Source organism: Streptomyces sp. R302, from assembly GCF_012927245.1.
Classification (GTDB): Bacteria; Actinomycetota; Actinomycetes; order Streptomycetales; family Streptomycetaceae; genus Streptomyces.
Genome location: NZ_JABBGE010000012.1, coordinates 87102 through 112062, shown reverse-complemented (window position 1 = coordinate 112062; position 24961 = coordinate 87102). Strand labels below are relative to the sequence as shown.

The 24961-nt window shown below is 74.7% G+C and carries 22 protein-coding genes and 2 pseudogenes; 17 read left to right on the top strand and 7 right to left on the bottom strand.

Annotation, left to right across the window (positions count from 1 at the left end; all coding sequences use genetic code 11):
* Nucleotides 1-10: 10 nt before the first annotated feature.
* Nucleotides 11-448 (bottom strand): ATP-binding protein, encoded by a 438-nt coding sequence (locus HHL19_RS31410; protein ID WP_169093779.1) that lies wholly within the window; start codon nt 446-448, stop codon nt 11-13.
* Nucleotides 449-634: 186 nt separating this feature from the next.
* Nucleotides 635-1813 (bottom strand): 8-amino-7-oxononanoate synthase, encoded by a 1179-nt coding sequence (locus HHL19_RS31405; protein ID WP_169093778.1) that lies wholly within the window; start codon nt 1811-1813, stop codon nt 635-637.
* Between the two features lie 206 nt (nt 1814-2019).
* On the opposite strand from HHL19_RS31405, the gene bioB reads away from it, so the two are divergent.
* The 7 genes from bioB (at nt 2020) to HHL19_RS31370 (ending at nt 8779) form a co-directional block, all read left to right on the top strand.
* Nucleotides 2020-3291 (top strand): biotin synthase BioB, encoded by a 1272-nt coding sequence (bioB, locus tag HHL19_RS31400; RefSeq protein ID WP_169093777.1) that lies wholly within the window; start codon nt 2020-2022, stop codon nt 3289-3291.
* Nucleotides 3292-3300: 9 nt separating this feature from the next.
* Nucleotides 3301-4581 carry an adenosylmethionine--8-amino-7-oxononanoate transaminase gene (locus HHL19_RS31395; RefSeq protein ID WP_169093776.1) on the top strand — a complete coding sequence of 427 codons (1281 nt, stop codon included), beginning with the start codon at nt 3301-3303 and terminating at the stop codon, nt 4579-4581.
* Between the two features lie 27 nt (nt 4582-4608).
* A complete protein-coding gene (gene bioD, locus HHL19_RS31390; protein WP_169093775.1) occupies nt 4609-5325 on the top strand; it encodes a dethiobiotin synthase in 717 nt (238 codons plus the stop codon).
* A gap of 40 nt (nt 5326-5365) precedes the next feature.
* On the top strand, nt 5366-5710 hold the full coding sequence (locus tag HHL19_RS31385; protein ID WP_169093774.1) for a VOC family protein: 345 nt from the start codon (nt 5366-5368) through the stop codon (nt 5708-5710).
* Between the two features lie 89 nt (nt 5711-5799).
* Complete coding sequence (locus HHL19_RS31380) at nt 5800-6225, top strand: GNAT family N-acetyltransferase (RefSeq protein ID WP_169093773.1); 426 nt, start codon at nt 5800-5802, stop codon at nt 6223-6225.
* A gap of 197 nt (nt 6226-6422) precedes the next feature.
* A complete protein-coding gene (locus HHL19_RS31375; RefSeq protein ID WP_169093772.1) occupies nt 6423-7763 on the top strand; it encodes a hemolysin family protein in 1341 nt (446 codons plus the stop codon).
* Nucleotides 7760-8779, top strand: coding sequence for a hemolysin family protein (locus HHL19_RS31370; protein WP_169093771.1), 1020 nt, complete (start codon nt 7760-7762; stop codon nt 8777-8779). Before HHL19_RS31375 ends, HHL19_RS31370 begins: the two co-directional genes overlap by 4 nt.
* A gap of 70 nt (nt 8780-8849) precedes the next feature.
* Here the strand turns inward: HHL19_RS31370 and HHL19_RS31365 are convergent, their stop codons facing one another.
* The gene (locus HHL19_RS31365) at nt 8850-9869 is read right to left on the bottom strand and encodes a maleylpyruvate isomerase N-terminal domain-containing protein (protein WP_169093770.1); all 1020 of its coding nucleotides are present in this window, start codon (nt 9867-9869) and stop codon (nt 8850-8852) included.
* A 64-nt stretch (nt 9870-9933) separates the two neighbouring features.
* Between HHL19_RS31365 and HHL19_RS31360 the strand changes: the two genes are divergently transcribed.
* The 3 genes from HHL19_RS31360 (at nt 9934) to mug (ending at nt 12843) form a co-directional block, all read left to right on the top strand.
* Nucleotides 9934-10743: an SGNH/GDSL hydrolase family protein gene (locus HHL19_RS31360; protein WP_169093769.1), complete on the top strand. Its 810-nt coding sequence runs from the start codon at nt 9934-9936 to the stop codon at nt 10741-10743.
* Between the two features lie 73 nt (nt 10744-10816).
* A complete protein-coding gene (purB, locus tag HHL19_RS31355) occupies nt 10817-12259 on the top strand; it encodes an adenylosuccinate lyase (protein ID WP_169093768.1) in 1443 nt (480 codons plus the stop codon).
* 62 nt (nt 12260-12321) lie between these two features.
* Nucleotides 12322-12843 (top strand): G/U mismatch-specific DNA glycosylase, encoded by a 522-nt coding sequence (gene mug / locus HHL19_RS31350; RefSeq protein WP_346768494.1) that lies wholly within the window; start codon nt 12322-12324, stop codon nt 12841-12843.
* Here mug and HHL19_RS31345 read toward each other — a convergent pair.
* On the bottom strand, nt 12821-13258 hold the full coding sequence (locus tag HHL19_RS31345) for a hypothetical protein (protein WP_169093767.1): 438 nt from the start codon (nt 13256-13258) through the stop codon (nt 12821-12823). The genes mug and HHL19_RS31345 overlap by 23 nt on opposite strands.
* A gap of 175 nt (nt 13259-13433) precedes the next feature.
* Here HHL19_RS31345 and HHL19_RS31340 point away from each other — a divergent pair, with 175 nt between their 5' ends.
* The gene (locus tag HHL19_RS31340; RefSeq protein ID WP_169093766.1) at nt 13434-14591 is read left to right on the top strand and encodes an ROK family protein; all 1158 of its coding nucleotides are present in this window, start codon (nt 13434-13436) and stop codon (nt 14589-14591) included.
* Nucleotides 14592-14681: 90 nt separating this feature from the next.
* Here the strand turns inward: HHL19_RS31340 and HHL19_RS31335 are convergent, their stop codons facing one another.
* A complete protein-coding gene (locus tag HHL19_RS31335) occupies nt 14682-15416 on the bottom strand; it encodes a GntR family transcriptional regulator (protein WP_169093765.1) in 735 nt (244 codons plus the stop codon).
* A 319-nt stretch (nt 15417-15735) separates the two neighbouring features.
* On the opposite strand from HHL19_RS31335, the gene HHL19_RS31330 reads away from it, so the two are divergent.
* On the top strand, nt 15736-16572 hold the full coding sequence (locus HHL19_RS31330; protein ID WP_169093764.1) for an alpha/beta fold hydrolase: 837 nt from the start codon (nt 15736-15738) through the stop codon (nt 16570-16572).
* A 51-nt stretch (nt 16573-16623) separates the two neighbouring features.
* Here the strand turns inward: HHL19_RS31330 and HHL19_RS37860 are convergent.
* Nucleotides 16624-17223, bottom strand: a pseudogene (locus HHL19_RS37860) (EamA family transporter); the annotation flags it as partial.
* 575 nt (nt 17224-17798) lie between these two features.
* Between HHL19_RS37860 and HHL19_RS31320 the strand changes: the two are divergent.
* The 4 genes and pseudogenes from HHL19_RS31320 to HHL19_RS31305 form a co-directional block, all read left to right on the top strand.
* Nucleotides 17799-18026, top strand: a pseudogene (locus tag HHL19_RS31320) (winged helix-turn-helix domain-containing protein); the annotation flags it as partial.
* 483 nt (nt 18027-18509) lie between these two features.
* Nucleotides 18510-19904 (top strand): PLP-dependent aminotransferase family protein, encoded by a 1395-nt coding sequence (locus tag HHL19_RS31315; RefSeq protein WP_169093879.1) that lies wholly within the window; start codon nt 18510-18512, stop codon nt 19902-19904.
* Between the two features lie 164 nt (nt 19905-20068).
* Nucleotides 20069-21685: an alkaline phosphatase D family protein gene (locus tag HHL19_RS31310; protein WP_169093878.1), complete on the top strand. Its 1617-nt coding sequence runs from the start codon at nt 20069-20071 to the stop codon at nt 21683-21685.
* Between the two features lie 158 nt (nt 21686-21843).
* Nucleotides 21844-23259, top strand: coding sequence for a GNAT family N-acetyltransferase (locus HHL19_RS31305; RefSeq protein ID WP_206325569.1), 1416 nt, complete (start codon nt 21844-21846; stop codon nt 23257-23259).
* On the opposite strand, the gene HHL19_RS31300 is transcribed toward HHL19_RS31305, so the two are convergent.
* A complete protein-coding gene (locus HHL19_RS31300) occupies nt 23162-24397 on the bottom strand; it encodes a PLP-dependent transferase (protein ID WP_169093763.1) in 1236 nt (411 codons plus the stop codon). The genes HHL19_RS31305 and HHL19_RS31300 overlap by 98 nt on opposite strands.
* A 60-nt stretch (nt 24398-24457) precedes the next feature.
* On the opposite strand from HHL19_RS31300, the gene HHL19_RS31295 reads away from it, so the two are divergent.
* A complete protein-coding gene (locus HHL19_RS31295; RefSeq protein ID WP_169093762.1) occupies nt 24458-24955 on the top strand; it encodes an Lrp/AsnC family transcriptional regulator in 498 nt (165 codons plus the stop codon).
* Nucleotides 24956-24961: the final 6 nt, after the last annotated feature.

The following is a 24961-nucleotide window of genomic DNA, read 5'->3' as shown; positions in this document are numbered from 1 at the left end:
GAGAACCGGTTCAGCAGGCCGGAACGGCCGCCGCGGCCCAGGGCAGTGTGATCCACACCGTCTTGCCGCCCTCGGCGGTCGCCGTCACCGAGAGCCGCCCGCCGGCCTCCGCCGCGAGGACCCGAATGATCACCATGCCGCGGCCGTTGTCCTGCTGGACGGCGGCCGGGAGCCGGCGCGGGAAGCGCGGATGGCTGTCGGTGACGCCGATCCGCAGCACCTCCTCGCGGTCGAGGTGGAGCTCGACGGTGAAGGTGGGCGACTGCCCGAAGGTGTGCAGCACCGCGTTGGTCGCCAGCTCCGAGACCATCAGCCGGATCGAGTCCGCCGGGTCGCCGCCGTCGTCCAGACCCCAGCGGCCGAGCACCTCCGCGACGAACCTCCGGGCCGTGGCGACCGCGCCGGGCTCGCTGGGCAGAGTGACGGATGCTTCCTGGTGATCTGCCATGGCGACGTCGTCCCTTTCCCGCCGGGGGCGTCGCCCCGGCTCGCGCTCCGCGTCAGCCTGCCACCGATCGGGCGCCCAGGTGGGTCGTTCGCCCGAGATATGCCCCGTTCTGTCGCCCGAAGCGGTGAACTCTCGCCCTGCCGACGGCGCGTGGGCCGTGGAAGAGGCCCGGCGTGTGCCCGGTGCTCAGCGGGCCCCGGCCGGCGCGGTCCGCACGATCGTGGCGACCGCCCGCTCGACCTCCGCGTCCGTGAGGTCCGCGCGGGCCGTCAGCCGCAGCCGCGAGATGCCGTCCGGCACCGACGGCGGCCTGAAGCACCCCACGGACAGGCCCTGTTCGCGGCAGTCGGCCGCCCAGCGCAGGGCCTCCTCGGGCCCCGGCGCGTGCACCGAGACGACGGCCGCGTCCGGGCGGGCCGAGACGAACCCGGCCTCGGTGAGCGTCCGGTGGAGCGTGCCGGCGACCGCGCGGGCCCGTGCGGCGAGCCCCGGGTCCGCGGCGATCAGCCGCAGGCTCGCGAGCGCCGCGCCGGTGGCGGCCGGGGCGAGGCCGGTGTCGAAGATGAAGGTGCGCGCCGCGTTGACCAGGTGCTCGATCACCCGGGCCGGGCCGAGGACCGCGCCGCCCTGGCTGCCCAGCGACTTGGAGAGGGTGAGGGTGGCCACCACGTCCTCGTCGCCCGCGAGTCCGGCGCCGTGGAGCGCGCCCCGGCCGCCCGCGCCGAGGACGCCGAAGCCGTGCGCGTCGTCGACGACGAGCCCCGCGCCGTGCGCGCGGCAGGCGGCGGCGAGCTCCTCCAGCGGGGCCCGGTCGCCGTCGACGGAGAAGACGGAGTCGCTGACGGCGAGCGCCCGCCGCCCCTCGTGCGCCTCCAGCGTCTTGCGTACGGCTTCGGGGTCGGCGTGCGGGACGACCTCGGCCTCGGCGCGGGCCAGCCGGCAGCCGTCGACGATCGAGGCGTGGTTGGCGGCGTCGGAGACGATCAGCGAGCCGGGGCCGCCGAGCGCGGTGAGCGCGGCGAGGTTGGCGGTGTAGCCGGAGGAGAAGACGAGGGCGGCCTCGAAGCCGCAGAAGGCGGCCAGTTCCTCTTCGAGCGTGGTGTGCAGCCGGGTCGTGCCGGTGACGAGCCGCGAGCCGGTCGCGCCGGCGCCCCAGCGGCGGGCGGCCCCGGCGGCGGCCCCGGTGACCTCGGGGTGCCGGGTGAGGCCGAGGTAGTCGTTGCTCGCCAGGTCGAGGAGGTCCGACTCGGCCGGGCGCGGGCGCAGGGTCCTGACGAGGCCGGCCTCGGCCCGGCGGCGGGCCTCCGCGCCGGTCCAGTCGAAGGCGGCGCGGCGCGCGGGCGGGGTCGGCTGGGCCTGGGGCATGCGGCGCTCCTTCGGTCGGCACCTGGTGCGGGCGCCTCGGGCCGGCACCCGTACGGCGCCTGGGGTCGACGCCTTTTGTAGGCAGCGCACAGACCCTAACGGCAGGAGGCCGAGGTCGGGATGTGGTCATACACACACCTCGATCACGCCCGTTTGTTCAGATCCTCCTTGGCCCGGGGGTGTGCCGTAGGCAAGGATCAACCCTTATGGACCTGCTGAACACGCTGGTGGAGAAGGGGCTGCGGCGCGAGACGCCGACCCGTGAAGAAGCGCTCGCCGTGCTGGCGACCTCCGACGACGACCTGCTCGATGTGGTGGCGGCCGCCGGGAAGGTGCGCCGTCAGTGGTTCGGGCGGCGGGTGAAGCTGAACTACCTCGTCAACCTGAAGTCCGGGCTGTGCCCGGAGGACTGCTCGTACTGTTCTCAGCGGCTCGGCTCCAAGGCCGACATCCTCAAGTACACCTGGCTGAAGCCGGACGAGGCGTCCGAGGCGGCGGCGGCCGGCATCGCCGGCGGCGCCAAGCGCGTCTGCCTGGTGGCGAGCGGCCGCGGTCCGACGGACCGCGACGTCGAGCGGGTCGGCAGGACCATCGAGGCGATCAAGGAGCAGAACGAGGGCGTCGAGGTGTGCGCCTGCCTCGGTCTGCTCTCCGACGGCCAGGCCGAGCGGCTGAAGACGGCCGGCGCGGACGCGTACAACCACAACCTGAACACCTCCGAGGCGACGTACGAGGGGATCACCAAGACCCACACGTACGCCGACCGGGTGGACACCGTGCAGAAGGCGCACGCGGCGGGCCTCTCGGCCTGCTCGGGCCTGATCGCGGGCATGGGCGAGACCGACGAGGACCTGGTCGACGTGGTGTTCGCGCTGCGCGAGCTCGACTCGGACTCGGTGCCGGTCAACTTCCTGATCCCCTTCGAGGGCACGCCGCTGGCGAAGGAGTGGAACCTGACCCCGCAGCGCTGTCTGCGGATCCTCGCCATGGTCCGCTTCGTCTGCCCCGACGTGGAGGTCCGGATCGCGGGCGGCCGCGAGGTGCACCTGCGGTCGATGCAGCCGATGGCCCTGAACATCGCCAACTCGATCTTCCTCGGCGACTACCTGACCAGCGAGGGCCAGGCCGGCCAGGCCGACCTCGACATGATCGCGGACGCCGGCTTCGAGGTGGAGGGCGCGGGCACGACCACGCTCCCCGCCCACCGCGCCGACGCGCTCGCGGCGGCGGGCGGCGGCTGCGGCTCGCACGCCCCGGCGGGCGGCGGCTGCGGTTCCGAGGCGGCGGCCGGCTGCGGCTCGCACGCGGAGGCGGCCGGCGGCTGCGGTCCGTGCGGCGGTCACGCGGCGGCTCCTGCCGAGACTCCTGCCGCGACCCCGGCCGAGGTGCCGGCTTCCGCTTCGGCGTCGGAGGCCCGGACCGACCTGGTGGCGGTCCGCCGCCGCGGCGCCGGCACGGACCTCGCCCCGAACGCGTAACGGGTGACGATGCGCAACGACGAACTCCTCGCCCTGGACCGGGCGCACGTGTGGCATCCGTACGGCCCCATGCCGGGCCGTGCGGAGCCGCTGGTGGTCGCGTCCGCGTCCGGGGTGCGGCTGCGGCTCGCCGAGCCGGCCGAGGGGCACGCCGAGCTGATCGACGGCATGTCGTCGTGGTGGTCGGCCGTCCACGGCTACAACCACCCGGTGCTCAACGAGGCGGCGCGCGGCCAGCTCGACCGCATGAGCCACGTGATGTTCGGCGGGCTCACCCACGAGCCCGCGGTACGGCTCGCGGCCCGGCTCGTCGAGATCACGCCGGAGCCGCTGCGGCACGTCTTCCTCAGCGACTCCGGTTCCGTGGCGGTCGAGGTCGCCGCCAAGATGTGCCTGCAGTACTGGCGTTCGCTCGGCCGCCCCGCCAAGCGGCGGCTGCTGACCTGGCGCGGCGGCTACCACGGCGACACCTGGCAGCCGATGTCGGTGTGCGATCCCGAGGGCGGGATGCACCAGCTGTGGTCCGGCGTGCTCCAGCAGCAGCTCTTCGTGGGCGAGCCGCCGGCCGCGTACGAGGAGTCGTACGCCGAGCTCCTGCGTACCGCGATCGCGCGGCACGCGGACGAGCTGGCCGCGGTGATCGTGGAGCCGGTGGTGCAGGGCGCGGGCGGCATGCGCTTCCACGACCCCGGGTACCTGCGGGTGCTGCGGGAGGCGTGCGACGCGCACGGCGTGCTCCTCGTCTTCGACGAGATCGCGACCGGCTTCGGCCGCACGGGCACGCTGTTCGCCGCCGACCAGGCCGGGGTCTCCCCCGACGTGATGTGCCTGGGCAAGGCGCTGACGGGCGGATACCTCTCGATGGCCGCGACGCTGTGCACGAGCGCGGTGGCCGACGGCATCTCCCGGGGCGAGGTGCCGGTGCTCGCCCACGGGCCGACGTTCATGGGCAACCCGCTGGCCTCGGCGGTCGCCTGCGCCTCCATCGACCTGCTCCTCTCCCAGGACTGGGCGCTGGAGGTCAAGCGGATCGAGAGCGGGCTGCGCGCGGGCCTCGCCGGCGCCGAGTCGATCCCCGGCGTCCGCGACGTGCGGGTGCTCGGCGCGATCGGCGTCGTCCAGCTCGACCACGAGATCGACATGGCGGCGGCGACGCGGGCGGCGGTCCGGGAGGGCGTGTGGCTGCGCCCCTTCCGGGACCTCGTCTACACGATGCCGCCGTACGTGACCGAGGACGCCGACCTGGCCCGGATCTGCGCGGCGGTGCGCGCCGCCGCGGCCGCGGGCTGAGCGGACCTGCAGGAGGAAGGGAACAGCATGGGGATCGTCGTCGTCAGCGGGACGGGGACGGAGATCGGCAAGACGGTCGTCACGGCGGCCGTCGCCGCCGCGGCGGTCGCCGCCGGCCGTTCGGTGGCGGTCCTGAAACCCGCGCAGACCGGGCTCGCGCCCGGGGAGCGGGGCGACGCGGACGAGGCCGTACGGCTCTCGGGCGCGAAGACCGCCGCCGAGCTGGCCCGCTACCCGGAGCCGCTGGCCCCGGGCACGGCCGCCCGGCGGGCGGGCATGGCCCCGGTCGGCCCCGAGGGGGTCGCGGAGGCGGCGCGGGGGCTCGCCGACGGGCACGACCTGGTGCTCGTCGAGGGCGCGGGCGGCCTGCTCGTCCGCTTCGACGACGGCGGCGGCACGCTCGCCGACGTGGCCCGGCTGCTCGGCGCGCCGGTCCTCGTGGTGGCGCCGGCCGGGCTCGGGACGCTGAACTCGACCGCGCTGACGGGCGAGGCGCTGCGTGCGCGCGGGATCGAACAGCTCGGCGTCGTCGTCGGCAGCTGGCCGTCGGAGCCGGACCTCGCGGCCCGCTGCAACCTCGCCGACCTGCCGGACGCGGCCGCCGCCCCCCTGCTCGGCGCGATCCCGGAGGGCTCGGGCGCCCTGCCTCCGGCCGCCTTCCGGGCAGCGGCTCCCGACTGGCTCGCCCCGGCACTCGGCGGCACGTGGGACGCGGAGGCGTTCCGCCGGGAGGCCGGCGCCTGACGCCACGCGCGCGTCCCCTCGCTCCCCCTAAGGTGAGGGGATGCGCGCACACGTACAGGAGCTCGTCTTCGACTGCGGTGATCCGGCCGTGCTGGTCCGGTTCTGGGCGGGGCTGCTCGGCGGGGAGCCCGTGGACCGGAGTCCCGACTGGTCGTACGTGGAGCCGCCCGGGTTCGTCCGGGTCGCCTTCCAGCGGGTGCCCGAGGGGAAGGCCGTGAAGAACCGGCTGCACCTCGATGTGGAGGTGGAGGATCCGGAGGCGGCGGCCGGCGAGGTGGCGCCGCTGGGCGCGGTCCGGGTCGGCGGTCTCGTCACCGACGAGCAGGGGTCCTTCCAGGTCATGCGGGATCCTGAGGGCAACGAGTTCTGCTTCGTCACGGGGTGAGGAGCGGGTGACGAGCGGGTGAGGAGCCACGGCGTCCACGGTGCGGAATGCGCTGGCTGGGCTCCGTAGCCGCGTGATGGGATCGGGCCATGATCGCGATACAGCTCCGTGCCGCCGTGCCCGCCGACGCCGAGGCCGTCCTCGCCTTCTGGCGGGAGTCCGCCGAGGGCACCTCCATCTCCGACGACGTCGACGGGGTGAGGCGGCTGCTCGACCGTGACCCCGAGGCGCTGATCCTCGCCGTGGACGGCGACCGGATCGCCGGTTCCGTGATCGCCGGCTGGGATGGCTGGCGGGCCTCGCTCTACCGGCTCGCCGTGCTCCCCTCGTACCGCAGGCGCGGGATCTCCAAGGCGCTGCTCGCGGCGGCGGAGGAACGGTTCGCCGCGCTCGGCGGGCGGCGGGCGGACGCGATGGTCCTGGAGGAGAACGAGCGGGCGCACCACGCGTGGGGCGCGGCGGGGTACGGGCGGGAGGAGCGGTGGCGCCGGTGGGTGAAGCCCCTCACCGACTGATCGGCCCGTCGTTTTGCTGATCCTTTACCATGGGATCTCCTTCGGACGGCCAAGAGACCGACCGAGACGACCGAAAGGTGTGAACGTCCGCCCATGGGCGAGCCTCCCAGTAGCCGACATCGACACAGGCGAGATCGACACAGCCGAGATCGCGCACTCCGTGCCCCGCTGACTGATCATGGGACGGAGGTGAACCGATGACCGAAGTGCTTCTGCTCCTGGTGGCGCTGCTGCTGTCCCTCGCGTGCGGCGCGTTCGTGGCGGCGGAGTTCTCGCTGACCACCGTCGAACGGGGCGAGCTCGAAGCGGCCGTGGAGCGCGGCGAGCGCGGCGCGGCCGGCGCCCTCAAGGCCGTCAGGTCGCTCACGTTCCAGCTCTCCGGCGCCCAGCTCGGCATCACCGTCACCAACCTGGTCGTCGGCATGCTCTCCGAGCCCTCGATCGCCGCCCTGATCAAGGGCCCCGTCGAGGACCTCGGCTTCTCCGCCGCCGTGGCCTCCTCGATCGCCCTGGTCATCGGCACGGCCCTGTCCACCGTGGTCCTCATGGTGGTCGGCGAGCTGGTCCCCAAGAACTGGGCGATCTCCTCTCCGCTCGCGGTCGCCAAGGTCGTCGCGACCCCGCAGCGCGTCTTCACCGCCGCGTTCAAGCCGCTGATCAGCCACCTCAACAACACCGCCAACCGGATCCTGCGCCGCCTCGGCATGGAGCCGGCCGAGGAGCTGGCCTCCGCCCGCTCCCCGCAGGAGCTGGTGGCGCTCGCCCGCCACTCGGCGAAGGAGGGCGCCCTGGAGGCGGACACCGCCGAGCTGTTCGTCCGCACCCTGAACCTCGCCGAGCTGACCGCCGAGAACGTGATGACGCCGCGCGTCCAGGTGACCGCCCTGGAGGTCCAGGCCACCGCGGAGGACGTCGCCAACGCCACCCGCGCCACCGGCCTCTCCCGCTTCCCCGTCTACCGGGGCAACCTCGACTCGGTCGTGGGCATCGCCCACATCAAGGACGTCCTGGCCATACCGGCGGACGAGCGGCGGCTGCGCCGCGTCGGCGACATCGCCCGCGAGCCGCTGCTCGTGCCCGAGACGCTGACCGTGGACAAGCTGCTCGACCGGCTGTCCGGCAAGCAGACGATGGCCGTCGTCATCGACGAGTACGGCGGCACGGCCGGCGTCGCGACCCTGGAGGACATCGTCGAGGAGGTCGTCGGCGAGGTGCGCGACGAGCACGACCCGCACGAGACCCCCGACCTTGCGCGCGCCGGGACGGACGAGGACGGCCGCCTCCTGTGGTCGGCCGACGGAGCCGCCCGCACCGACCAGCTGGAGCGCATCGGCCTGCGGGTGCCGGACGGGCCGTACGAGACCCTCGCCGGCGTCCTCGCCACCGGCCTGGGCCGCATCCCGGCCGTCGGCGACACCGTGGAGATCGACGGCTGGCGCCTCGACGTGGTCGACGCCTCCGGGCGGCGCGCCGCGCGCGTCCTGATGCACGCGCCGCTCCCCGAGGACGGGAACGAGACCGGGGAGGACCACCGATGACCGCGATCCAGCTGCTGATCGGCCTGCTCACGCTCGTCGTGAACGCCTTCTTCGTCGGCGCCGAGTTCGCCCTGATCTCGGTCCGGCGCAGCCAGATCGAGCCGCTCGCCGAGTCCGGCGACCGGCGCGCCCGCAGCGTCGTCTGGGGCCTGGAGCACGTCTCCGCGCTGCTCGCGGCGGCGCAGCTCGGCATCACGCTGTGCACCCTGGTGCTCGGCATCGTGGCCGAGCCGGCCATCGCGCACCTCCTGGAGCCCGTCTTCGACGCCGTCGGCGTGCCGCACGGCCTGGTCCACCCGATCTCCTTCGTGATCGCGCTGGCCGTGGCCACCTATCTGCACATGCTGCTCGGCGAGATGGTCCCGAAGAACATCGCGCTCGCCGAGCCGGCGAAGACGGCGCTGCTCCTCGGCCCGCCGCTGGTCGCCCTGGCCCGCGCCCTGCGGCCGGTGATCTTCGCGATCAACGCCTTCGCGAACGCGCTGCTCAAGCTGTTGCGGGTGGAGGCGAAGGGCGAGGTGGCGGCGACCTTCTCGGACGACGAGCTGGCCCGGATGGTCACCGACGCGAGCGACGCCGGGCTGCTCGACGACCGTGCGACGGAGCGGCTGCACGACGCCCTGGAGCTGGGCCGCCGCCCGGTCAGGGACGTGGTCATGCCGGTGGAGAAGGTGCGGTACGCGCGCGTGGGCACCACTCCGGAGGAACTGGAGGCGCTCTCCGCCGAGTCCGGCTTCTCCCGCTTCCCGGTCGTGGACTCCGGCCGGCGGATCCTGGGCTACCTCCACGTGAAGGACGCCCTGGACATCTCCCCGCGCGACCTGCCGTTCCCGGTGTCGGCGCTGCGGCCGATCGCCCGGGTGCGGGCGGCGACGCCGCTGGACGACGTGCTGACGGCGATGCGCCGCAGCCGGACGCACCTGGCCGGCGTGCTCGACGAGGACGGCAAGCTGGCCGGCCTGGTGACGATGGAGGACGTCCTCCGCGAGCTGGTGGGGCGCCCCCTGGCGCCGTGACGGCCGGACCGCGCGGAAGGGCCCCGGGAACGCGGTTCCCGGGGCCCTTCCCGTGTGCGCGGCGCGCCGGTCAGAGCGCGCCGGCCGCGAGCCAGTCGTCGAGCGGGCCCCGGTCGCCGGTGAGGGTGAAGCGCGGGTCGTCGGCGTCGTACCGCCGGTGCATCAGGAGCAGCAGGTCGCCCGCGTCGGCCGTGACGGTCGCCGTCGGCTCGGTGCCGCCGCTCCCCCGGCTCCAGGCGAAGCCGCCGCCGCCGAGGACGAGCGTCCAGGCGGCGGCGCTGTCGCGCGCGTCCAGGCGCAGCACGGCGCCGTCGCGGTCGAGGTGGGCGAGCGGCTCGGCGATCCAGGGGATGTGGGGTGCGGTGGCGAGGTGGTGGTCGAGGGCCTCGGCGGCCGTGCCGGGGGCGAGCGGCCGGGCGGTGCCGGTGAGCGCGATCTCGGCGTCGGCGAGGTGGACAGCCGTCTCGGCGAGGACGTGGCGCGGGTAGTGGCGTACGTACGGCTCCGCTCCCGGCGACCAGACCGGCGCGGCGGGGTCGGCGGCGCGGGCCGCGGCGGCGAAGCCCTCGGCGCGGGCGGCGAACCAGCCGGGGTACGAGGCCGGGTCGGCCGGCGGGTCGAGGGCCAGGTCCCCGGCGCGGACCCGGGTGGCGGGGCGGGCGGTCACCAGGTGCGCGGCCCAGCCGTGGACCGTGCCGAGGTGGCGGGTGAGGTCGGCGAGGGTCCAGCCGGGGCAGGTCGGGACCGGCGTCGCCGGGTCGGCGTCGCGGACGGTGTCCGCGTACCGACGGGCGTGGTCGGCGACCGCGTCGACGGCCGCGAGGTGGGGGTCCTCGTCGAGCCCGAAGCCGGGCGAGACCCGGAGGAGGTCCTCGCGCCGGGGCCCGGGCGGGCGGCGGAGGGCGGCCTCGCGGAGGAGGCGGTCGAGGGCGTGCCGGTCGGCGGCGCCGAGGCCGCCGAGGACGTACCCGGTGTCCTCCAGCCACCGCACGGCGGTGTCGGGGTCGAGCACGTCCTCGTCGCTGGTCTCGACGGCGGTGACCAGCCCGGCCAGCGCCTCGGCCAGGGCGTTCAGGAGCGCGTCGCTCATCGGGTCTCCCCTCCCGGGTTCTCCTCGGCGGCCACGCATACCGCGCGGTATGATCGGCTCCGCCATGGAGATCAATGCCACGTACAACAGTCTCGTCGCCGTCGGGGACAGCTTCACCGAGGGTATGTCGGACCTGAGGCCCGACGGTTCCTACCGGGGGTGGGCGGACGTCCTCGCGGGCCGGCTCGCGGCCCGCGCGCCGGGCTTCCGGTACGCCAACCTCGCCGTGCGCGGCAAGCTCATCGGCCAGATCGTCGAGGAGCAAGTCCCCCTGGCCGCGGGGATGGAGGCCGATGTGGTGACCCTCGTCGGCGGGCTCAACGACACCCTCAGGCCCAAGGTCGACATGGGCCGCGTGAAGGGCCTCCTCACCGAGGCCGTGGAACGCCTCACACCCTCCTGCGGACAGCTCGTCCTGATGCGCAGCCCCGGCCGGAACGGCCCGGTGCTCGACCGCTTCCGCCCCCGGATGGAGGAGCTCTTCGAGCACATCGACGACCTTGCCGCCCGGCACGGCACCCTCGTCGTCGACCTGTACGGGGCGCCGGTCCTGGCCGACCCGCAGCTGTGGGACGTGGACCGGCTGCACCTCACCGCCGAGGGCCACCGGCGGGTGGCCGAGGCGGTGTGGCAGACGCTGGGGCTCGCCCCCGGACACGACTGGCGGGAGCCGCTGCCCGCCGCGGTGCGGCCCGGCTGGGTGACCCGGCGCGTCGCGGACGCCCGGTTCGCGAGGGAGCACCTGGGCCCGTGGATCGGCCGCCGGCTCACCGGACGCTCGTCCGGGGACGGCCGCCCGCCCAAGCGGCCGGAGCTGCTGCCGTACGAGACCCGGTCCGAGGTCCGGCCCGACGGCGACGGCCGGCGGGCGTGACCTGGGTCTCGTAGCAAGCTCCAGCCCGGACCACGGCGCTGGCCTGCAGAAATCACCAGTAAACTCTGGACACGTGACTGCTGCGACTGTGAAGCCCCGTATCCCCAACGTCCTGGCCGGCCGCTACGCCTCCGCGGAGCTCGCCGTCCTCTGGTCCCCCGAGCAGAAGGTGAAGCTGGAGCGCCAGCTGTGGCTCGCCGTGCTGCGTGCCCAGAAGGACCTCGGGATCGAGGTTCCGGAGACGGCGATCGCCGACTACGAGCGCGTCCTCGACCAGGTCGACCTCGGCTCCATCGCCGAGCGCGAGAAGGTCACCCGGCACGACGTGAAGGCCCGCATCGAGGAGTTCAACGCCCTCGCCGGCCACGAGCACGTGCACAAGGGCATGACCTCCCGTGACCTCACGGAGAACGTCGAGCAGCTCCAGATCCGCCTCTCCCTGGAGCTGATCCGGGACCGCGTGGTCGCCGTCCTCGCCCGCCTCGGCAAGCTGTCCGCCGAGTACGGCGAGCTGGTCATGGCCGGCCGCTCGCACAACGTCGCCGCGCAGGCCACCACCCTCGGCAAGCGCTTCGCGACCGGCGCGGACGAGCTGCTCGTGGCGTACGCCCGCCTGGAGGAGCTGCTCGGCCGCTACCCGCTGCGCGGCATCAAGGGCCCGGTCGGCACCGCCCAGGACATGCTCGACCTGCTCGGCGGCGACGCCGGCAAGCTCGCCGACCTGGAGCGCCGGATCGCCGGTCACCTCGGCTTCGCGCACGCCTTCACCTCGGTCGGCCAGGTCTACCCGCGCTCGCTGGACTACGACGTGGTCACCTCTCTGGTGCAGCTGGCCGCCGCCCCGTCGTCCCTCGCGAAGACCATCCGTCTGATGGCCGGCCACGAGCTGGTCACCGAGGGCTTCAAGCCCGGCCAGGTCGGCTCCTCCGCGATGCCGCACAAGATGAACACCCGCTCCTGCGAGCGCGTCAACGGCCTCATGGTCATCCTGCGCGGCTACGCCTCGATGACCGGCGAGCTGGCCGGCGACCAGTGGAACGAGGGCGACGTGTCCTGCTCCGTGGTCCGCCGCGTGGCCCTGCCGGACGCCTTCTTCGCCCTGGACGGCCTCCTGGAGACCTTCCTCACCGTGCTCGACGAGTTCGGCGCCTTCCCGGCCGTCGTCGCCCGCGAGCTCGACCGCTACCTCCCCTTCCTCGCCACCACCAAGGTCCTCATGGCCTCGGTCCGCGCCGGTGTGGGCCGCGAGCTCGCCCACGAGGCGATCAAGGAGAACGCGGTGGCCTCGGCCCTCGCCATGCGCGAGCAGGGCGTCGAGCGCAACGAGCTGCTCGACAAGCTCGCCGCCGACGAGCGCATCCCGCTGGACCGCGCGCAGCTCGACGGGCTGATGGCGGACAAGCTCTCCTTCACCGGTGCCGCCGCCGACCAGGTCGCGACCGTCGTCTCCCGCATCGAGGAACTCGTCAAGCAGCACCCGGAGGCCGCCGCCTACACCCCCGGGGCGATCCTCTGACCCGGACCCGCCGGTTCACCCCCGAGGAACTGGAGGCCGCCCGCGACCGCGTCGTCCCCGACGTGGCCGAGGGCGGCCTCGCCGTTCTCTTCTGCGGCATCAACCCGGGCCTGATGACCGCCGCGACCGGTCACCACTTCGCGCGCCCGGGGAACAGGTTCTGGCCGGTGCTCCACCTGTCGGGCTTCACCCCGCGGCTGCTGCGCCCCGACGAGCAGGACGAGCTGCTCGCGTACGGGCTCGGCATCACCAACGTCGCCGCCCGGCCGACCGCGCGCGCCGACGAGCTCAGCCGCGAGGAGTACGTGGAAGGCGGCCGGATCCTCACCGAGAAGGTGCGGCGGCTGAAGCCCCGCTGGCTCGCGGTCGTCGGCGTCACCGCGTACCGCACGGCCTTCGGCGAACCGAAGGCGGCGATCGGCCCCCAGGAGCGGACCGTCGGCACGACCCGGATCTGGGCGCTGCCCAACCCCAGCGGGCTCAACGCGCACTGGACGGCGGAGACGATGGCCGAGGAGTACGCCCGCCTCAGGGAGGCCGCGGGCCTGCCGCCGGCCGCCGCTACGGCGGATCCACCTCGGTGACGACGGCGAGGAGCTGGAACGGCAGCTCCTTGTCCCACTGCGAGACCCCCAGCCCTGTCCAGCGTGCGTCGACCCGCCACAGCACCAGGTCGGGGACGTGCGCGCAGAGCACCCCCCAGGGCTCGGGCAGCTCCTCCCCCTCCATGCTCCGGGCGTGCAGCGACCACAGGCTCATCCGGTCCGGCTCGCCCCAGCGGGCCGTGAGCACGGCGGCCAGTCCGTCGCGCTCCGCCTCGTACTGCTCCTCGACCGCCTCCCGGCGTTCGGCGTCGGCCTCCCAGAAGTCCTCGCTGGTGGCCAGCGCGGCGACGTGGAAGCCGGGCCCGCTGTCGAGGTCGCCGGAGCGCGCCGGCGACGCGGGGAACGCCCGCGACCGCAGTAGGTCGAGCTCCGACAGGAGACGCCTCGTCGTCATGGGCCCAGTAAACCGTCCCCCACCGACAGTTGGCGCCGCGTCAGCCGACCCGGTGGCGGCGGGCGCGGATCTCGGTGCGGACACGTCGCGGACACGGGCCGGGGGCGACTGTCGCCGCTTCCGGAACCATTGAGTACCATCCGGCTGAGACGGGCACGAGCTGGGAGGACACACGGTGGGGCGGCTGACCGGCGGGGATCCGTCTCTGCTGCGGCGGATCAACTCCGCGGTGGTACTCCATGCGCTTCGGGGCTCCGACGCGCGCACCCTGACGGACCTGACCCGGATCACCGGCCTGTCGCGGCCGACCGTCGAAGGCGTCGTCGAGGGCCTCATCGAAGGCGGTCTGGTCGTCGAGGTGGCGCCCGAGGAGGGCGAGGCCCGTCGTCAGGGCCGCCCGGCCCGCAGGTTCCGCTTCCGCGCCGAGGCCGGCCATCTGCTCGGCATCGAGATCGGCCCGCACCGCGTCGCCGCGCTCCTCTCCGGCCTGGACGGCCGGATCATCGGCGCCGGCGCCCGCGAGGTGTCGGAGACCGCGGCCGAGGACGAGCGGCTCGACAAGGTGCGCACGGTCGTCGCCGACGTGCTGCGCCGGGCCGGGGTGCCCCGGTCCAGTCTGCGGGCGGTCGGCGTCGGCACCCCCGGCATCGTGGAGGCCGACGGGACGGTCCGGCTCGGCACCGCGCTCCCCGGCTGGACGGGCCTGGCGCTCGGCGAGCGGCTGCGCCGCTCCTTCCGCTGCCCGGTGATCGTGGAGAACGACGCCAACGCGGCGGCCGTCGCCGAGCACTGGAAGGGCGCCGCGACCGACTCCGACGACATCGTCTTCGTCCTCGCCGGGCTGAGCCCCGGGGCGGGCTCGATGATCGGCGGCCGGCTGCACCGCGGTTACGGCGGCGCGGCCGGCGAGATCGGCGCGCTGCACCTGCTGGGGCGGGGCGTGACGCCGGAACACCTCCTCTCGACGACGGACGAGCCGCTGCACCCGCTGGACGAGCAGGCGGTGGCGGAGGTCTTCACGCTGGCGCGGCAGGGCGACGCGCGGGCCCAGGCCGCCGTGGAGCGGTTCACCCAGCGGCTGGTGCACGACGTCGGCGCGCTCGTCCTGGCGCTCGATCCGGAACTGGTCGTGGTCGGCGGCTGGGCGGCCGGCCTGGACGGGGTGCTCCCGCCGCTCCGGGAGGAGCTGGCGCGCTTCTGCCTGCGCCCGCCGAGGGTGGTGCTCTCGCTGCTCGGCGAGGCCGCCGTCGCGACGGGCGCGCTGCGGCTCGCCCTCGACCACGTCGAGGAGCAGCTGTTCGCCGTCGAGGGCGGCGTGACGGCCCGCCGCTGAGCGTGCCCGCTCGCGTACGTACGACGAAGACCCGGCCTCGGTGGGGCCGGGTCTTCGTCGTACGGATCGGGGCCGCGCGCGGCCCTCGGGTCAGGAGGCCATCGCCAGGTCGGCGGAGTCGCCGAAGGTGAGACGGCAGGTGTCGGCACGGTAGGTGGCGACGGAGACGGCCGCGGTACGGCCCCCGGAGAGGTAGCGGGTCGTCACGACGAGGACCGGCGAACCCGGCAGCCGGTCGAGCTCCTTGGCGTCGTCGGCGCGCGCCGACCCCAGCTCCACGGAGCGGTCCTGGCCGTCGAGGGCGAGCTGCTGGAGCTCGCGCAGCACGGCGGAGGCGGTCGCGGACCCGTCGGCGTCGGCGGTGAGTCCGGTGACGGAGGTGGCGGGCACGTAGAGCAGCTCGGCGGCGACGGCCTGCCCCTGGGTGAGGCGCACCCGGCGCACCACGTGCACGGAGGCGTCGGCCGGGGTCTCCAGGAGGCGGGCGACGGCGGCGGGCGCCGTGCCGAGGACGGAGTCCTGGGCCTGCCAGGCGTCGTCGCCGACACCGGGCCAGGCCTGCTGTGTGGTCGAGACGTCGACGCCGACGCGCGGGGGCGCGACCGTGGTGCCGACACCGCGGCGGCGCTGGAGGCGCCCTTCCAGCTCCAGCTGCTCCAGGGCCTGGCGGAGCGTGGCCCTGGCGACGCCGAAGCGGGCCGCGAGCTCGCGCTCGTTGGGCAGGATCTCGCCGACCGCGAAGTCGGAGTCGAGAGCTTCGCCGATCACCGTCTTGAGGTGCTGGTACTTCGGTTCCTGGACCGATTCCAGCTGCGTGGTCCCCACCCTGTCCTCCGAATTCGCCGTGTCCCGCGGCGTTTCCGCGCCCTTGTTTATTAAAGGTTCCTGCACTAACCCTGTGACGATAAGGCGCGCCACCACCTTGGTCAAGACCAATCCTCCGCCGAACGTCCGGAAATGTGACCCTCTGACCTTGATCGTTCACAGGACGTTCGCACCTCCGTGAGGCGCGCGCGGCACGAGGCCCCGCCCGCCGGATCGGCGGGCGGGGCCCGAACTCGTCGTGCACGGCTCTTGAACTCGCGGCTACCGGCCGGTAATTCTTGCTGACAGGACGTCTAAGAGGATGGGCGAGGGAGTCACCATGCCTGCACGGATCACGTTCGAGTTCGAGACCCCGCGGGGTCCCCGCACCACCTCCCTGACGTACGAGCGCCGCGGGGCGGGCGAGCCGCTGCTCCTGCTCCACGGCATCGGACACCACTGGCAGGCCTGGGAACCGGTCCTCGACGTACTGGCCGCCGAGCGCGACGTCATCGCCGTCGACCTGCCCGGCTTCGGCGCCTCCGACGGCCTCCCGCCCGGCTGCGCCTACGACCTCTCGACCGTCACCCCGGTGCTCGCCGCCTTCTGCGCGGCCCTCGGCGCCGAGCGCCCGCACGTCGCGGGGAACTCGCTCGGCGGACTGCTCGCCCTCCAGCTCGGCGGCGAGAAGGCCGTCCGCTCGGTCACCGCCCTCTCCCCCGCCGGATTCTGGTCCGAGGCCGAGCGCCGCTACGCCTTCGCGACCCTGCGCACGATGCGCGCGGCGGCCCGGGCGATGCCCGTCCCCCTCATCGGCCGGCTCTCCCGGACCCCGGTCGGCCGCACCCTGCTCACCAGCACCATCTACGCCCGGCCCGGCCGCCGTTCACCCGAGGCGGCCGCCGCCGAGACGATGGCGCTGCGCGAGGCCACCGGCTTCGACGAGACCCTCGCGGCGGGCCGCGCCGTCCTCTTCCGCGACGACGTCCCGTCCGTGCCCGTCACCCTCGCCTGGGGCAGCCGGGACCGGCTGCTCCCGCGCCGCCAGGGCGTCCGCGCCAAGCGGACCCTGCCCGGTGCCCGTCTGGTCCGGCTGCCCGGCTGCGGTCACGTGCCGATGAACGACGACCCCGCGCTCGTCGCGCGCGTCGTCCTCGACGGCAGCGCCACCGGCTGAGCCGCCCGCCGCCTTCCGGCGGGTCAGCAGCCCGGTGCCGAGCGCGGCCCCGGCGCCGACCAGCAGACCACCGGCCGCCTGCGGCAGCCCGAGCGTCGCCTGGCCGACCACGGCCGCGCTGAGCGCGGCAGCCACCGGGATCGCTCCGGTGTAGAGCGTGGCGCGCTCCATGCCGATGCGCTGGACCCCCATGTAGAAGAGGACGAAGCCGACGACGGTCGCGAGGGCCGCCTGCCACAGCAGCGCCCCCGCCTCCACGCCGGTCGGCATCCGTACGAAACCGGCCCCGTCCACGGCGAGCCCGAGCAGCGCGGCCTCCACGGCCCCGACCCCGCAGACGGCGACCGTGAGCAGGCGGGGCCCGAGCGGACGCAGCACCGGCACCGCGAGCACGGTGAATCCGACCTCGCCCGCCAGTGCCGCCACCGACCAGCCGAGCCCGGCCGGATCGGTACGCCCCCACCCCTGCACGGTGAAGGCACCGGCGGCGACGAGCAGCGCCCCGTACAGCACCGGCGGCGCGGGCCGCCGTCCTTCGAGGAGCGGGACGAGCACGGCGACCACGATCGGGGCGCAGCCGACGACGACCCCGGGGACGGCGGGTTCGGCGCTGCGCTCGGCCGCGAGGACCGCCAGATTGAAACCGACCATGCCGACGGCCGCCAGGACCGCGATCCGCCCCCACCCGCGGGCGCCGAGCAGCCGGAGCGGGGCGAGTCCGCCGCGGCCGAGGAGGGGCAGGAGGAGGAGACAGGCGGCGCCGTACCGAAGGGCCTGCCCGCCCGCGTACGGGTAGGCGCCGAGCAGGCCGTTGGCGGTGAAGGAGGCTCCGACGAGGGCGTAGGCGAGGGTCACGAGCAGGACCCCGCGCAGGGCGTTCGCGTTCATGGACCTGACGCTAGGGAGCCGGGCGGTCCCGGTTAAGGTCCACTTCCATGACGCCATCGGGGACCACTTCGGACGCGGCACCGACGGGGGCCGGTTCGTGCACGGCACCGACGGGGACCGGCTCGGACGCGGCACCGACGGGGACCGGTTCGGGCACGGCACCGACGAGGACCGGTTCGGGCACGGCACCGACGAGGACCGGTTCGGGCACGGCACCGACGAGGACCGGTTCGGACGCGGCACCGGCGGGGACCGGTTCGGACGCGGCACCGGCGGGGGCCGGTTCGGGCGCGGCCCGGACGCCCGACCGGGACGGTGGGGCGCAGCCCGCCTGGGAGCTGCTGCTTCCGGCGGCCGGGGCGCCCGCCCGGCGACGGGGCCGGGCCCTGCAGGAGGCGCTGCGCGAGGCGGTGCGCTCCGGGCGGCTCGCGGCCGGCACCCGGCTGCCGTCGAGCCGGGCGCTCGCCGCCGACCTGGGGGTCTCCCGCGGCCTGGTGACGGAGGCGTACGAGCAGCTGACGGCCGAGGGCTACCTGCGCAGCGCCCGAGGCTCGGGAACCTGGGTCGCCGACACGGCGCGTACGGGGCGGACGGCTGCGGCGGCCGCAGCGGCGGCGGGTCCTGGGGGCGCGTCGGTGCCTGGCGCCGCCTCGGGTCCTGGCAGTGCCTGGGGTCCTGGCAGTGCCTGGGGTCCCGGCGGTGCTTGGGGTCCCGGGGGTGCCCCGGTGCCCGGGGGTGCCTGGGGTCCCGGTGGTGCTTGGGGGCCTGGGGGTACCTCAGGACCTGGTGGCGCCTCGGGTCCCGGGGGTACCTCGGGACCCGGCAGTGCCTGGGGTCCTGGCAGTGCCTGGGGTTCCGGAGGTACCTCGGGACCCGGCGGTGCCTCAGGTCCCGGCAGTACCTCAGGTCCCGGCGGCGCCTCAGGTCCCGACAGCACCTGGGGTTCCGGAGGTACCTCGGGACCCGGCGGCGCCTCAGGTCCCGGCAGTACCTCAGGTCCCGGCGGCGCCTCAGGTCCCGGCAGTACCTCAAGTCCCGCCAGTACCTCAATGCCTGGCAATACCCCGGGACCCGGCAGTACCCCAGTGCCCGGCAGTACCACGGGACCTGACGGCGCCTCGGTGCCCAGCAGTACCTCGGGACCTGGCGGCGCCTCCGGTCCCGGGGGTACCTCGGGTACCAGCGGCACCTCGGTGACCGGCGGCGCTTCGGGGCCCGGGGGCACCTCGGTGACCGGCGGCACTTCGGGACCCCGGGGCGCCTCGGGACCCGGGAGCACCACGGGACCCGGCGGCGCCTTCGGTCCTGGCGGCGCTTCGGGGGCCGGTGGTGTCTCCGTGCCCGTGCCCGGGGTGTTTGTCGACTTCCGGGCAGGTACGCCTGATCTGTCGCTCTTTCCGCGTGCGGCCTGGGCGGCGGCGCAGCGGGCGGTGCTCGCCGGGTTGCCGCACAGCGCGCTCGGCTACCCGGATCCGCGCGGGCTGCCCGTGCTGCGCGCCGCGCTCGCGGGGCTGCTCGCGCGGCGGCGGGGGGTGGTGGCGGACCCCGGCCGGCTGGTGGTGTGCTCGGGGGTGGCGCAGGCGGCGACGCTCCTCGGCACGGTGCTGCGGGCGCGCGGGCACCGCGCGGTGGGCGTGGAGGACCCCGGCAGCCCGGAGCACGGCCGGCTCTTCGCGGCCACGGGCCTGGACACGGTCTGGTTGCCGCTCGACGAGGAGGGGCTGCGTCCCGGGCCGCTCGCCGCAGCGGACGTACGGGCCGTGGTGGTGACGCCTGCGCACCAGTTCCCCTCGGGGATCGCGTGGTCGGCGGAGCGGCGCGGGATGCTCCTGGAGTGGGCGCGGGCGGTGGACGGCCACGTCCTGGAGGACGACTACGACGGCGACTTCCGGTACGACCGGGCGCCGGTCGGCGCGCTCCAGGGCCTGGATCCCGAACGGGTCGTGTACACGGGCTCGGTGAGCAAGTCGCTCGCGCCCGGGCTGCGGCTCGGCTGGGCGGTGCTGCCGGAGGCGCTGGTCGAGGAGGTCGTCGAGCGGAAGCGGACCATGGACCTCGGGCACCCCTCGCTCGACCAGGCGACGCTGGCGCACCTGGTGACCAGCGGGGCGTACGACCGGCAGCTCCGCCGCTGCCAGCGGGCGTACCGCGAGCGGCGGGACGCCCTGCTCGCCGCGCTGGAACGGCACTTCCCCGGGACGTCGGTGACCGGCATCGCGGCGGGGCTGCACGTCATCGCGTGCCTGCCGGCCCGGTACGGGCCCCCGGAACGGTTCGTGGCGCGGGCGGCGGGCGCCGGGGTGGTGGTGCGCCCGCTGGAGGAGTACGGGACGGCGCGTCCGGCGGACGGGGCGGTACGGCTCGTGCTCGGCTACGCGCATCTGGCGCCGGCGGTGATCGCGGAGGGGATCCGGCGGACGGCGGAGGCGCTCGGCGGGCGGTGAGCGGACGCCGGGGCGAGCTGTTCACGCGGGGTTCGCCCGAGCGCCGCTCCCGGCGGCTAGGCAGGGGGCGGCCGGTGCGAACTCGCGCACCGGTGACCGGCCTTGACGTCCGGCAGCCGTGACGTCCGGTCGTCCTGACGCGCCCTCGGAGGCTCCGTATGACCATGAACCCGATCGGTTCCGGCCCCGCCGTATCTTCGTCCGCGTCCGCGCCCGCGCCCGGGCGCCGTGCTCTGCTGCGGGGCTCGCTCGCGGTCTCCGCCGGACTCGCCCTGGGCGGTGCCGGGTTCGCGGCGCCGGCCTTCGCCCTGTCCGGGCGTCCCGAGGCGCGGTGGGGCGTGCAGGCCGGCGACGTCACCGCCCGTTCGGGGCTCGTGTGGGTGCGGTCGGACCGGCCGGCCCGGATGATCGTCGAGACCTCGGCGACGGAGTCGTTCCGCCGGGCCCGCCGCCACGCCGGGCCCCTCCTCGGTCCGGGCACCGACTTCACGGGGACGACGGCCCTCCACGGTCTGCCGGCCGGCGAGCAGATCCACTACCGGGTCATCCTCGCCGACCCGCACGACCCGCGGCGTACGAGCGAAGCGGTCACCGGCACTTTCCGTACGGCTCCGGAACGGCGCCGCGACGGCGTGCGGTTCCTCTGGTCCGGCGACATCGCCGGGCAGGGGTGGGGCATCAACCCCGACATCGGCGGCTTCCGCGCCTTCGAGGCCATGCGCCGCCTCGACCCCGACTTCTTCCTCTGCAGCGGTGACGCCGTGTACGCCGACGGGCCGCTGCAACCGTCGGTGACGCTCCCCGACGGGCGGGTGTGGCGCAATATGGTGACGCCGGAGAAGGCGAAGGTCGCCGAGACGCTCGACGAGTACCGCGGCACCTTCCGCTACAACCTGCTCGACGGGAACGTCCGGGCCTTCAACGCGCAGGTGCCGACGGTGGCGCAGTGGGACGACCACGAGGTGCGGAACAACTGGTACCCGGGGCAGATCCTCGACGATCCGCGCTACACCGAGAAGGACGTGGACGTGCTCGCCGCCCGGGCGTCCCGCGCCTTCTCCGAGTACTACCCGGTCTCCACGCTGCGGCCCGGCACGGGCGTCGGGAGCGGCGGCCGGATGCACCGGGTGGTGCGGTACGGGCCGCTGCTCGACGTCTTCGTGCTCGACATGCGCTCGTACCGCAACGCCAACTCGCCCGGCCGGCAGGCCGACGACACCACCGGCATCCTCGGGGCGGAGCAGCTCGCCTGGCTGAAGCGGGAGCTGGCGGCCTCCCGGGCGGTGTGGAAGGTGCTCGCCGCCGACCTGCCGATCGGGCTCGTCGTCCCGGACGGGGCGGCCGCCTTCGAGGCGATCGCGCAGGGCGACCCGGGCGCGCCGCTCGGGCGGGAGCTCCAGATCGCCGAGCTGCTGCGCTTCGTCAAGCACCGGCGGATCACCGGCACCGTCTGGCTGACCGCGGACGTCCACCACACCTCCGCGCAGCACTACGCGCCGGAGCGCGCGGCCTTCCAGGACTTCGCGCCCTTCTGGGAGTTCGTGTCGGGCCCGCTGGCGGCGGGCGGCTTCCCGGCGAACAAGCTGGACGGGACCTTCGGCCCGGAGCGGGTCTTCGTGCGGGCGCCCGAGCGGGCGAACGTGTCGCCGATGGAGAGTCCGCAGTACTTCGGCGAGGTGGACATCGACGGCGGGAGCGGGGAGCTGACGGTGCGGCTGCGCGCGGACGACGACGCGGTGCTGTTCACGAAGGTGCTGTGGCCGGGCCTTGTGGGGCAGTAACTCCGAGCGGTATCCGCCGCGGAACGGACTGCGCCAGGGGGCCGATCAAGGCCAGACAGAAATGGCCTGAATCGGTCAGAAATCCTCCAGATCGCCACGTAACCCGCCAGTCACAAAACGTTCGTGATCACGCAACACCGCTCGGTCACAGTGAAGCCATGACCGACGTGACGTCCTCGAAGAGCACCCGCCGCCCGCACCACTGGCGCCACGATCTGATCGAGCTCGCGGCCCTGTTCACCGCCGTGGTGGTGGCCGACACGATCGCCAAGACCATCGTCAAGGGGCCCGACGGCCCCCACCTGCTGGTCTTCTCGGCGATCGCGCTGGTCGCCACCGCGGGCTTCCACACCTGGTGGGCACGGAGGCACAGCCATGCCCCACCCCCGCCCGCACCCGCACCCGCACCCGCACCCGCCCCGACACCCGACAGCGCGCCGGAGTCCACCGGCACCGCCCTGTGGCGCCTGCGGACCACGGTCGACGACGCCCCCGGCAGCCTGGCCGCGCTGTGCACGGTGCTCGCCCGGCTCCGCGTCGACATCCTGACCCTCCAGACGCACCCGCTGCCCCGGGGCACGGTCGACGAGTTCCTGCTCCGCGCCCCGGCCGGCCTCTCCGCCGCCGACCTCGCCCGCGAGACCGCCGCCGCCGGCGGACGCGACACCTGGACCGAACGGGCCGACGCCCACGACCTCGTGGACACCCCCACCCGCGTCCTGGGCCTCGCCACCCGCACCGCGCTCGACGCCGCCGAACTCCCCCTCGCGCTGCGCCGGCTCCTCGGCCGGTGCACCCTGCACTCGATCCCGGCGGTCTCCCTCACCGGACGACCCACCGGCGAGGAGACGCCCGTCGAGGGCGTCCTGGAGGAGACCGTGATGAAGCTGCGCGACCCCGGCGGGGGCACGCTGCTCATCGAGCGGCCCCATCTCCCCTTCACCCCCACCGAGTTCGCCCGGGCCCGCGCGCTCGTCGAACTCGACGCGCGGCTCGGCCCCCGGGTGCCCCGCAGCCAGGACGTGTTCACCCTCCCCGAGGGCAACGAGATCACCGTCCGCCGCGCCGACCAGCGCGACCTGCCCGCCGCCCGCGCCCTGCACGAGCGCTGCTCGGCCCGCACCCTGGGGCTGCGCTACCACGGGCCGGTCGGCGACACGGACCGGTACCTCGACCACCTGCTGAGCCCCCGCTTCGGCCGCACCCTCGCCGTGCAGACCACCTCCGGACGGCTCGTCGCCCTCGGCCACCTGCTGTGGGACGGCGACGAGACCGAGGTGGCGCTGCTCGTCGAGGACGACTGGCAGCGCCGCGGGGTCGGCTCCGAACTCCTCGGCCGGCTCGTGGAGATGGCCGGGGAGGCCGGTTGCGAGAGCGTCTACGCCGTGACCCAGGCCTCCAACACCGGCATGGTCGCGGCGATGCGGGCGCTGGGCCTGCCCCTCGACTACCAGATCGAGGAGGGCACCCTGGTGATCACCGCCCGGCTGGACCCGGCACCGCGACGGAGCGAACCGTCCCTGCCGCAGTCCCACCCTCAGCCCCGCCCGCAGGCTCGGCGGAGCGAGCGCTGAGCGCTTCGGTGAGGTCGCGCCACAGGTCCTCGACGTCCTCCAGGCCCACCGACATCCGCAGCAGCCGGTCGCTGACGCCGGCCGCCCGGCGGTCGCCCTCGTGGACGATGCGGTGGCTGATGGACGCGGGGTGCTGGATCAGGGTGTCGACGCTGCCGAGGCTGACCGCCGGGGTGATGAGCCGGACGCCGGCGATCACCTCGTGCGGGTCCCCGTACACCTCGAAGGCGATCATCGCCCCGCCGATCGCCGGGTAGTGGACGCGGGCGATCCGCGGGTCGGTGGCGAGCCGGCGCACCAGCTCGGCGGCGGTGGTCGACGCCGCGCGCACCCGGACCGGGAGGGTGGAGAGGCCCCGGAGCAGCAGGTAGCCGGCGAACGGGTGGAGCACCCCGCCGGTGGCGAAGCGGACCCGGCGCAGCTCGCGGGCGAACTCCTCGTCGCAGGCGACGACGCCGCCCATGACGTCGCCGTGGCCGCCGAGGTACTTGGTGGCGCTGTGCAGGACGATCCGCGCGCCGAGCCCTGCCGGGCGCTGCAGGACCGGGGTGGCGAAGGTGTTGTCGACCAGGAGCGGCACCGAGCCGCAGGAGTGGGCGACGGCACGGATGTCGACCTCGGCCAGGGTCGGGTTGGCCGGGGACTCCACCATCACGAGGCCGGTGTCGGGGCGGATCGCGTCGGCGACGCCCGCCGGGTCGGTCCAGGTGACCTCGGTGCCGAGCAGCCCGGCGTCCAGGAGGTGGTCGCTGCAGCCGTAGAGCGGGCGGACCGCCACGACGTGCCGCAGGCCCTGGCTCGCGCGGGCCAGGACGACGGCGGTCAGGGCCGCCATGCCGCTGGCGAAGGCGACGGCGGCCTCGGTGCCCTCCAGGCGGGCGAGGGCGTCCTCGAAGCGGGCCACGGTCGGGTTGTCGAGCCGGGCGTAGACCGGCGGGCCTTCGGGCCGGGCGCCGGTGGCGGCGAACTCGTCGATGCGGGCGGCCTCCGCCCGGGCGTCGGACGAGGGGTAGGTGGTGGACAGGTCGAGCGGCGGGGCGTGCAGCCCGAGCGCGGCGAGGTCTTCCCGGCCGGCGTGCACGGCTTCGGTGGCGAGCGCCTTCGGGGTGGCCGAAGGGGCGTGATCCATGGCGTCCATGGGCGGCACTCTGAACGGATACCGGGAAGTAGCGATGCCTCTCCGTGCTACGTTCGGCAGATGGCCGAATCTGTCGTACTGGACACGGTCGATCTGCACATTCTCCGCCTTCTGCAGAACGACGCCCGGAGCACCTACCGCGAACTCGCCGCCGAGGTCGGCGTCGCCCCCTCCACCTGCCTGGACCGGGTGGCCCGGCTCCGCCGCACCGGGGTGATCCTGGGCCACCAGCTCCGACTGGATCCGGCCAAACTCGGTCGCGGTCTGGAGGCGCTGCTGCTCGTCCAGGTCCGGCCCCACCGGCGCGAACTGATCGGTCCGTTCGTCGACCGGATCCGGGCCCTGCCCGAGTCCCGGGCGCTCTTCCACCTCACGGGACCCGACGACTACCTCGTGCACGTGGCCGTCGCCGACCCCGCCGACCTGCAACGACTCGTGCTCGACGAGTTCACCTCGCAGCGCGAGGTGGCCCGGGTCGAGACCCGGCTGATCTTCCAGCAGTGGGAGTGCGGCCCGCTCCTCCCGCCCGGTGCGGGAGCGTCCTTGTCAGCCGTGTGAGCACCG

What these genes read in the sequence shown, in the direction of transcription:
- HHL19_RS31310 (WP_169093878.1), top strand. Translation starts at nt 20,069, where the DNA reads ATGAACCCGATCGGTTCCGGCCCCGCCGTATCTTCGTCCGCGTCCGCG.
- HHL19_RS31305 (WP_206325569.1), top strand. Translation starts at nt 21,844, where the DNA reads ATGACCGACGTGACGTCCTCGAAGAGCACCCGCCGCCCGCACCACTGG.
- HHL19_RS31365 (WP_169093770.1), bottom strand. Translation starts at nt 9,869, where the DNA reads ATGAGCGACGCGCTCCTGAACGCCCTGGCCGAGGCGCTGGCCGGGCTG.
- bioD (WP_169093775.1), top strand. Translation starts at nt 4,609, where the DNA reads ATGGGGATCGTCGTCGTCAGCGGGACGGGGACGGAGATCGGCAAGACG.
- HHL19_RS31300 (WP_169093763.1), bottom strand. Translation starts at nt 24,397, where the DNA reads ATGGACGCCATGGATCACGCCCCTTCGGCCACCCCGAAGGCGCTCGCC.
- HHL19_RS31410 (WP_169093779.1), bottom strand. Translation starts at nt 448, where the DNA reads ATGGCAGATCACCAGGAAGCATCCGTCACTCTGCCCAGCGAGCCCGGC.
- HHL19_RS31405 (WP_169093778.1), bottom strand. Translation starts at nt 1,813, where the DNA reads ATGCCCCAGGCCCAGCCGACCCCGCCCGCGCGCCGCGCCGCCTTCGAC.
- HHL19_RS31395 (WP_169093776.1), top strand. Translation starts at nt 3,301, where the DNA reads ATGCGCAACGACGAACTCCTCGCCCTGGACCGGGCGCACGTGTGGCAT.
- HHL19_RS31375 (WP_169093772.1), top strand. Translation starts at nt 6,423, where the DNA reads ATGACCGAAGTGCTTCTGCTCCTGGTGGCGCTGCTGCTGTCCCTCGCG.
- HHL19_RS31345 (WP_169093767.1), bottom strand. Translation starts at nt 13,258, where the DNA reads ATGACGACGAGGCGTCTCCTGTCGGAGCTCGACCTACTGCGGTCGCGG.
- HHL19_RS31330 (WP_169093764.1), top strand. Translation starts at nt 15,736, where the DNA reads ATGCCTGCACGGATCACGTTCGAGTTCGAGACCCCGCGGGGTCCCCGC.
- HHL19_RS31360 (WP_169093769.1), top strand. Translation starts at nt 9,934, where the DNA reads ATGGAGATCAATGCCACGTACAACAGTCTCGTCGCCGTCGGGGACAGC.
- HHL19_RS31370 (WP_169093771.1), top strand. Translation starts at nt 7,760, where the DNA reads ATGACCGCGATCCAGCTGCTGATCGGCCTGCTCACGCTCGTCGTGAAC.
- HHL19_RS31315 (WP_169093879.1), top strand. Translation starts at nt 18,510, where the DNA reads ATGCCTGGCAATACCCCGGGACCCGGCAGTACCCCAGTGCCCGGCAGT.
- HHL19_RS31385 (WP_169093774.1), top strand. Translation starts at nt 5,366, where the DNA reads ATGCGCGCACACGTACAGGAGCTCGTCTTCGACTGCGGTGATCCGGCC.
- bioB (WP_169093777.1), top strand. Translation starts at nt 2,020, where the DNA reads ATGGACCTGCTGAACACGCTGGTGGAGAAGGGGCTGCGGCGCGAGACG.
- HHL19_RS31295 (WP_169093762.1), top strand. Translation starts at nt 24,458, where the DNA reads ATGGCCGAATCTGTCGTACTGGACACGGTCGATCTGCACATTCTCCGC.
- HHL19_RS31380 (WP_169093773.1), top strand. Translation starts at nt 5,800, where the DNA reads ATGATCGCGATACAGCTCCGTGCCGCCGTGCCCGCCGACGCCGAGGCC.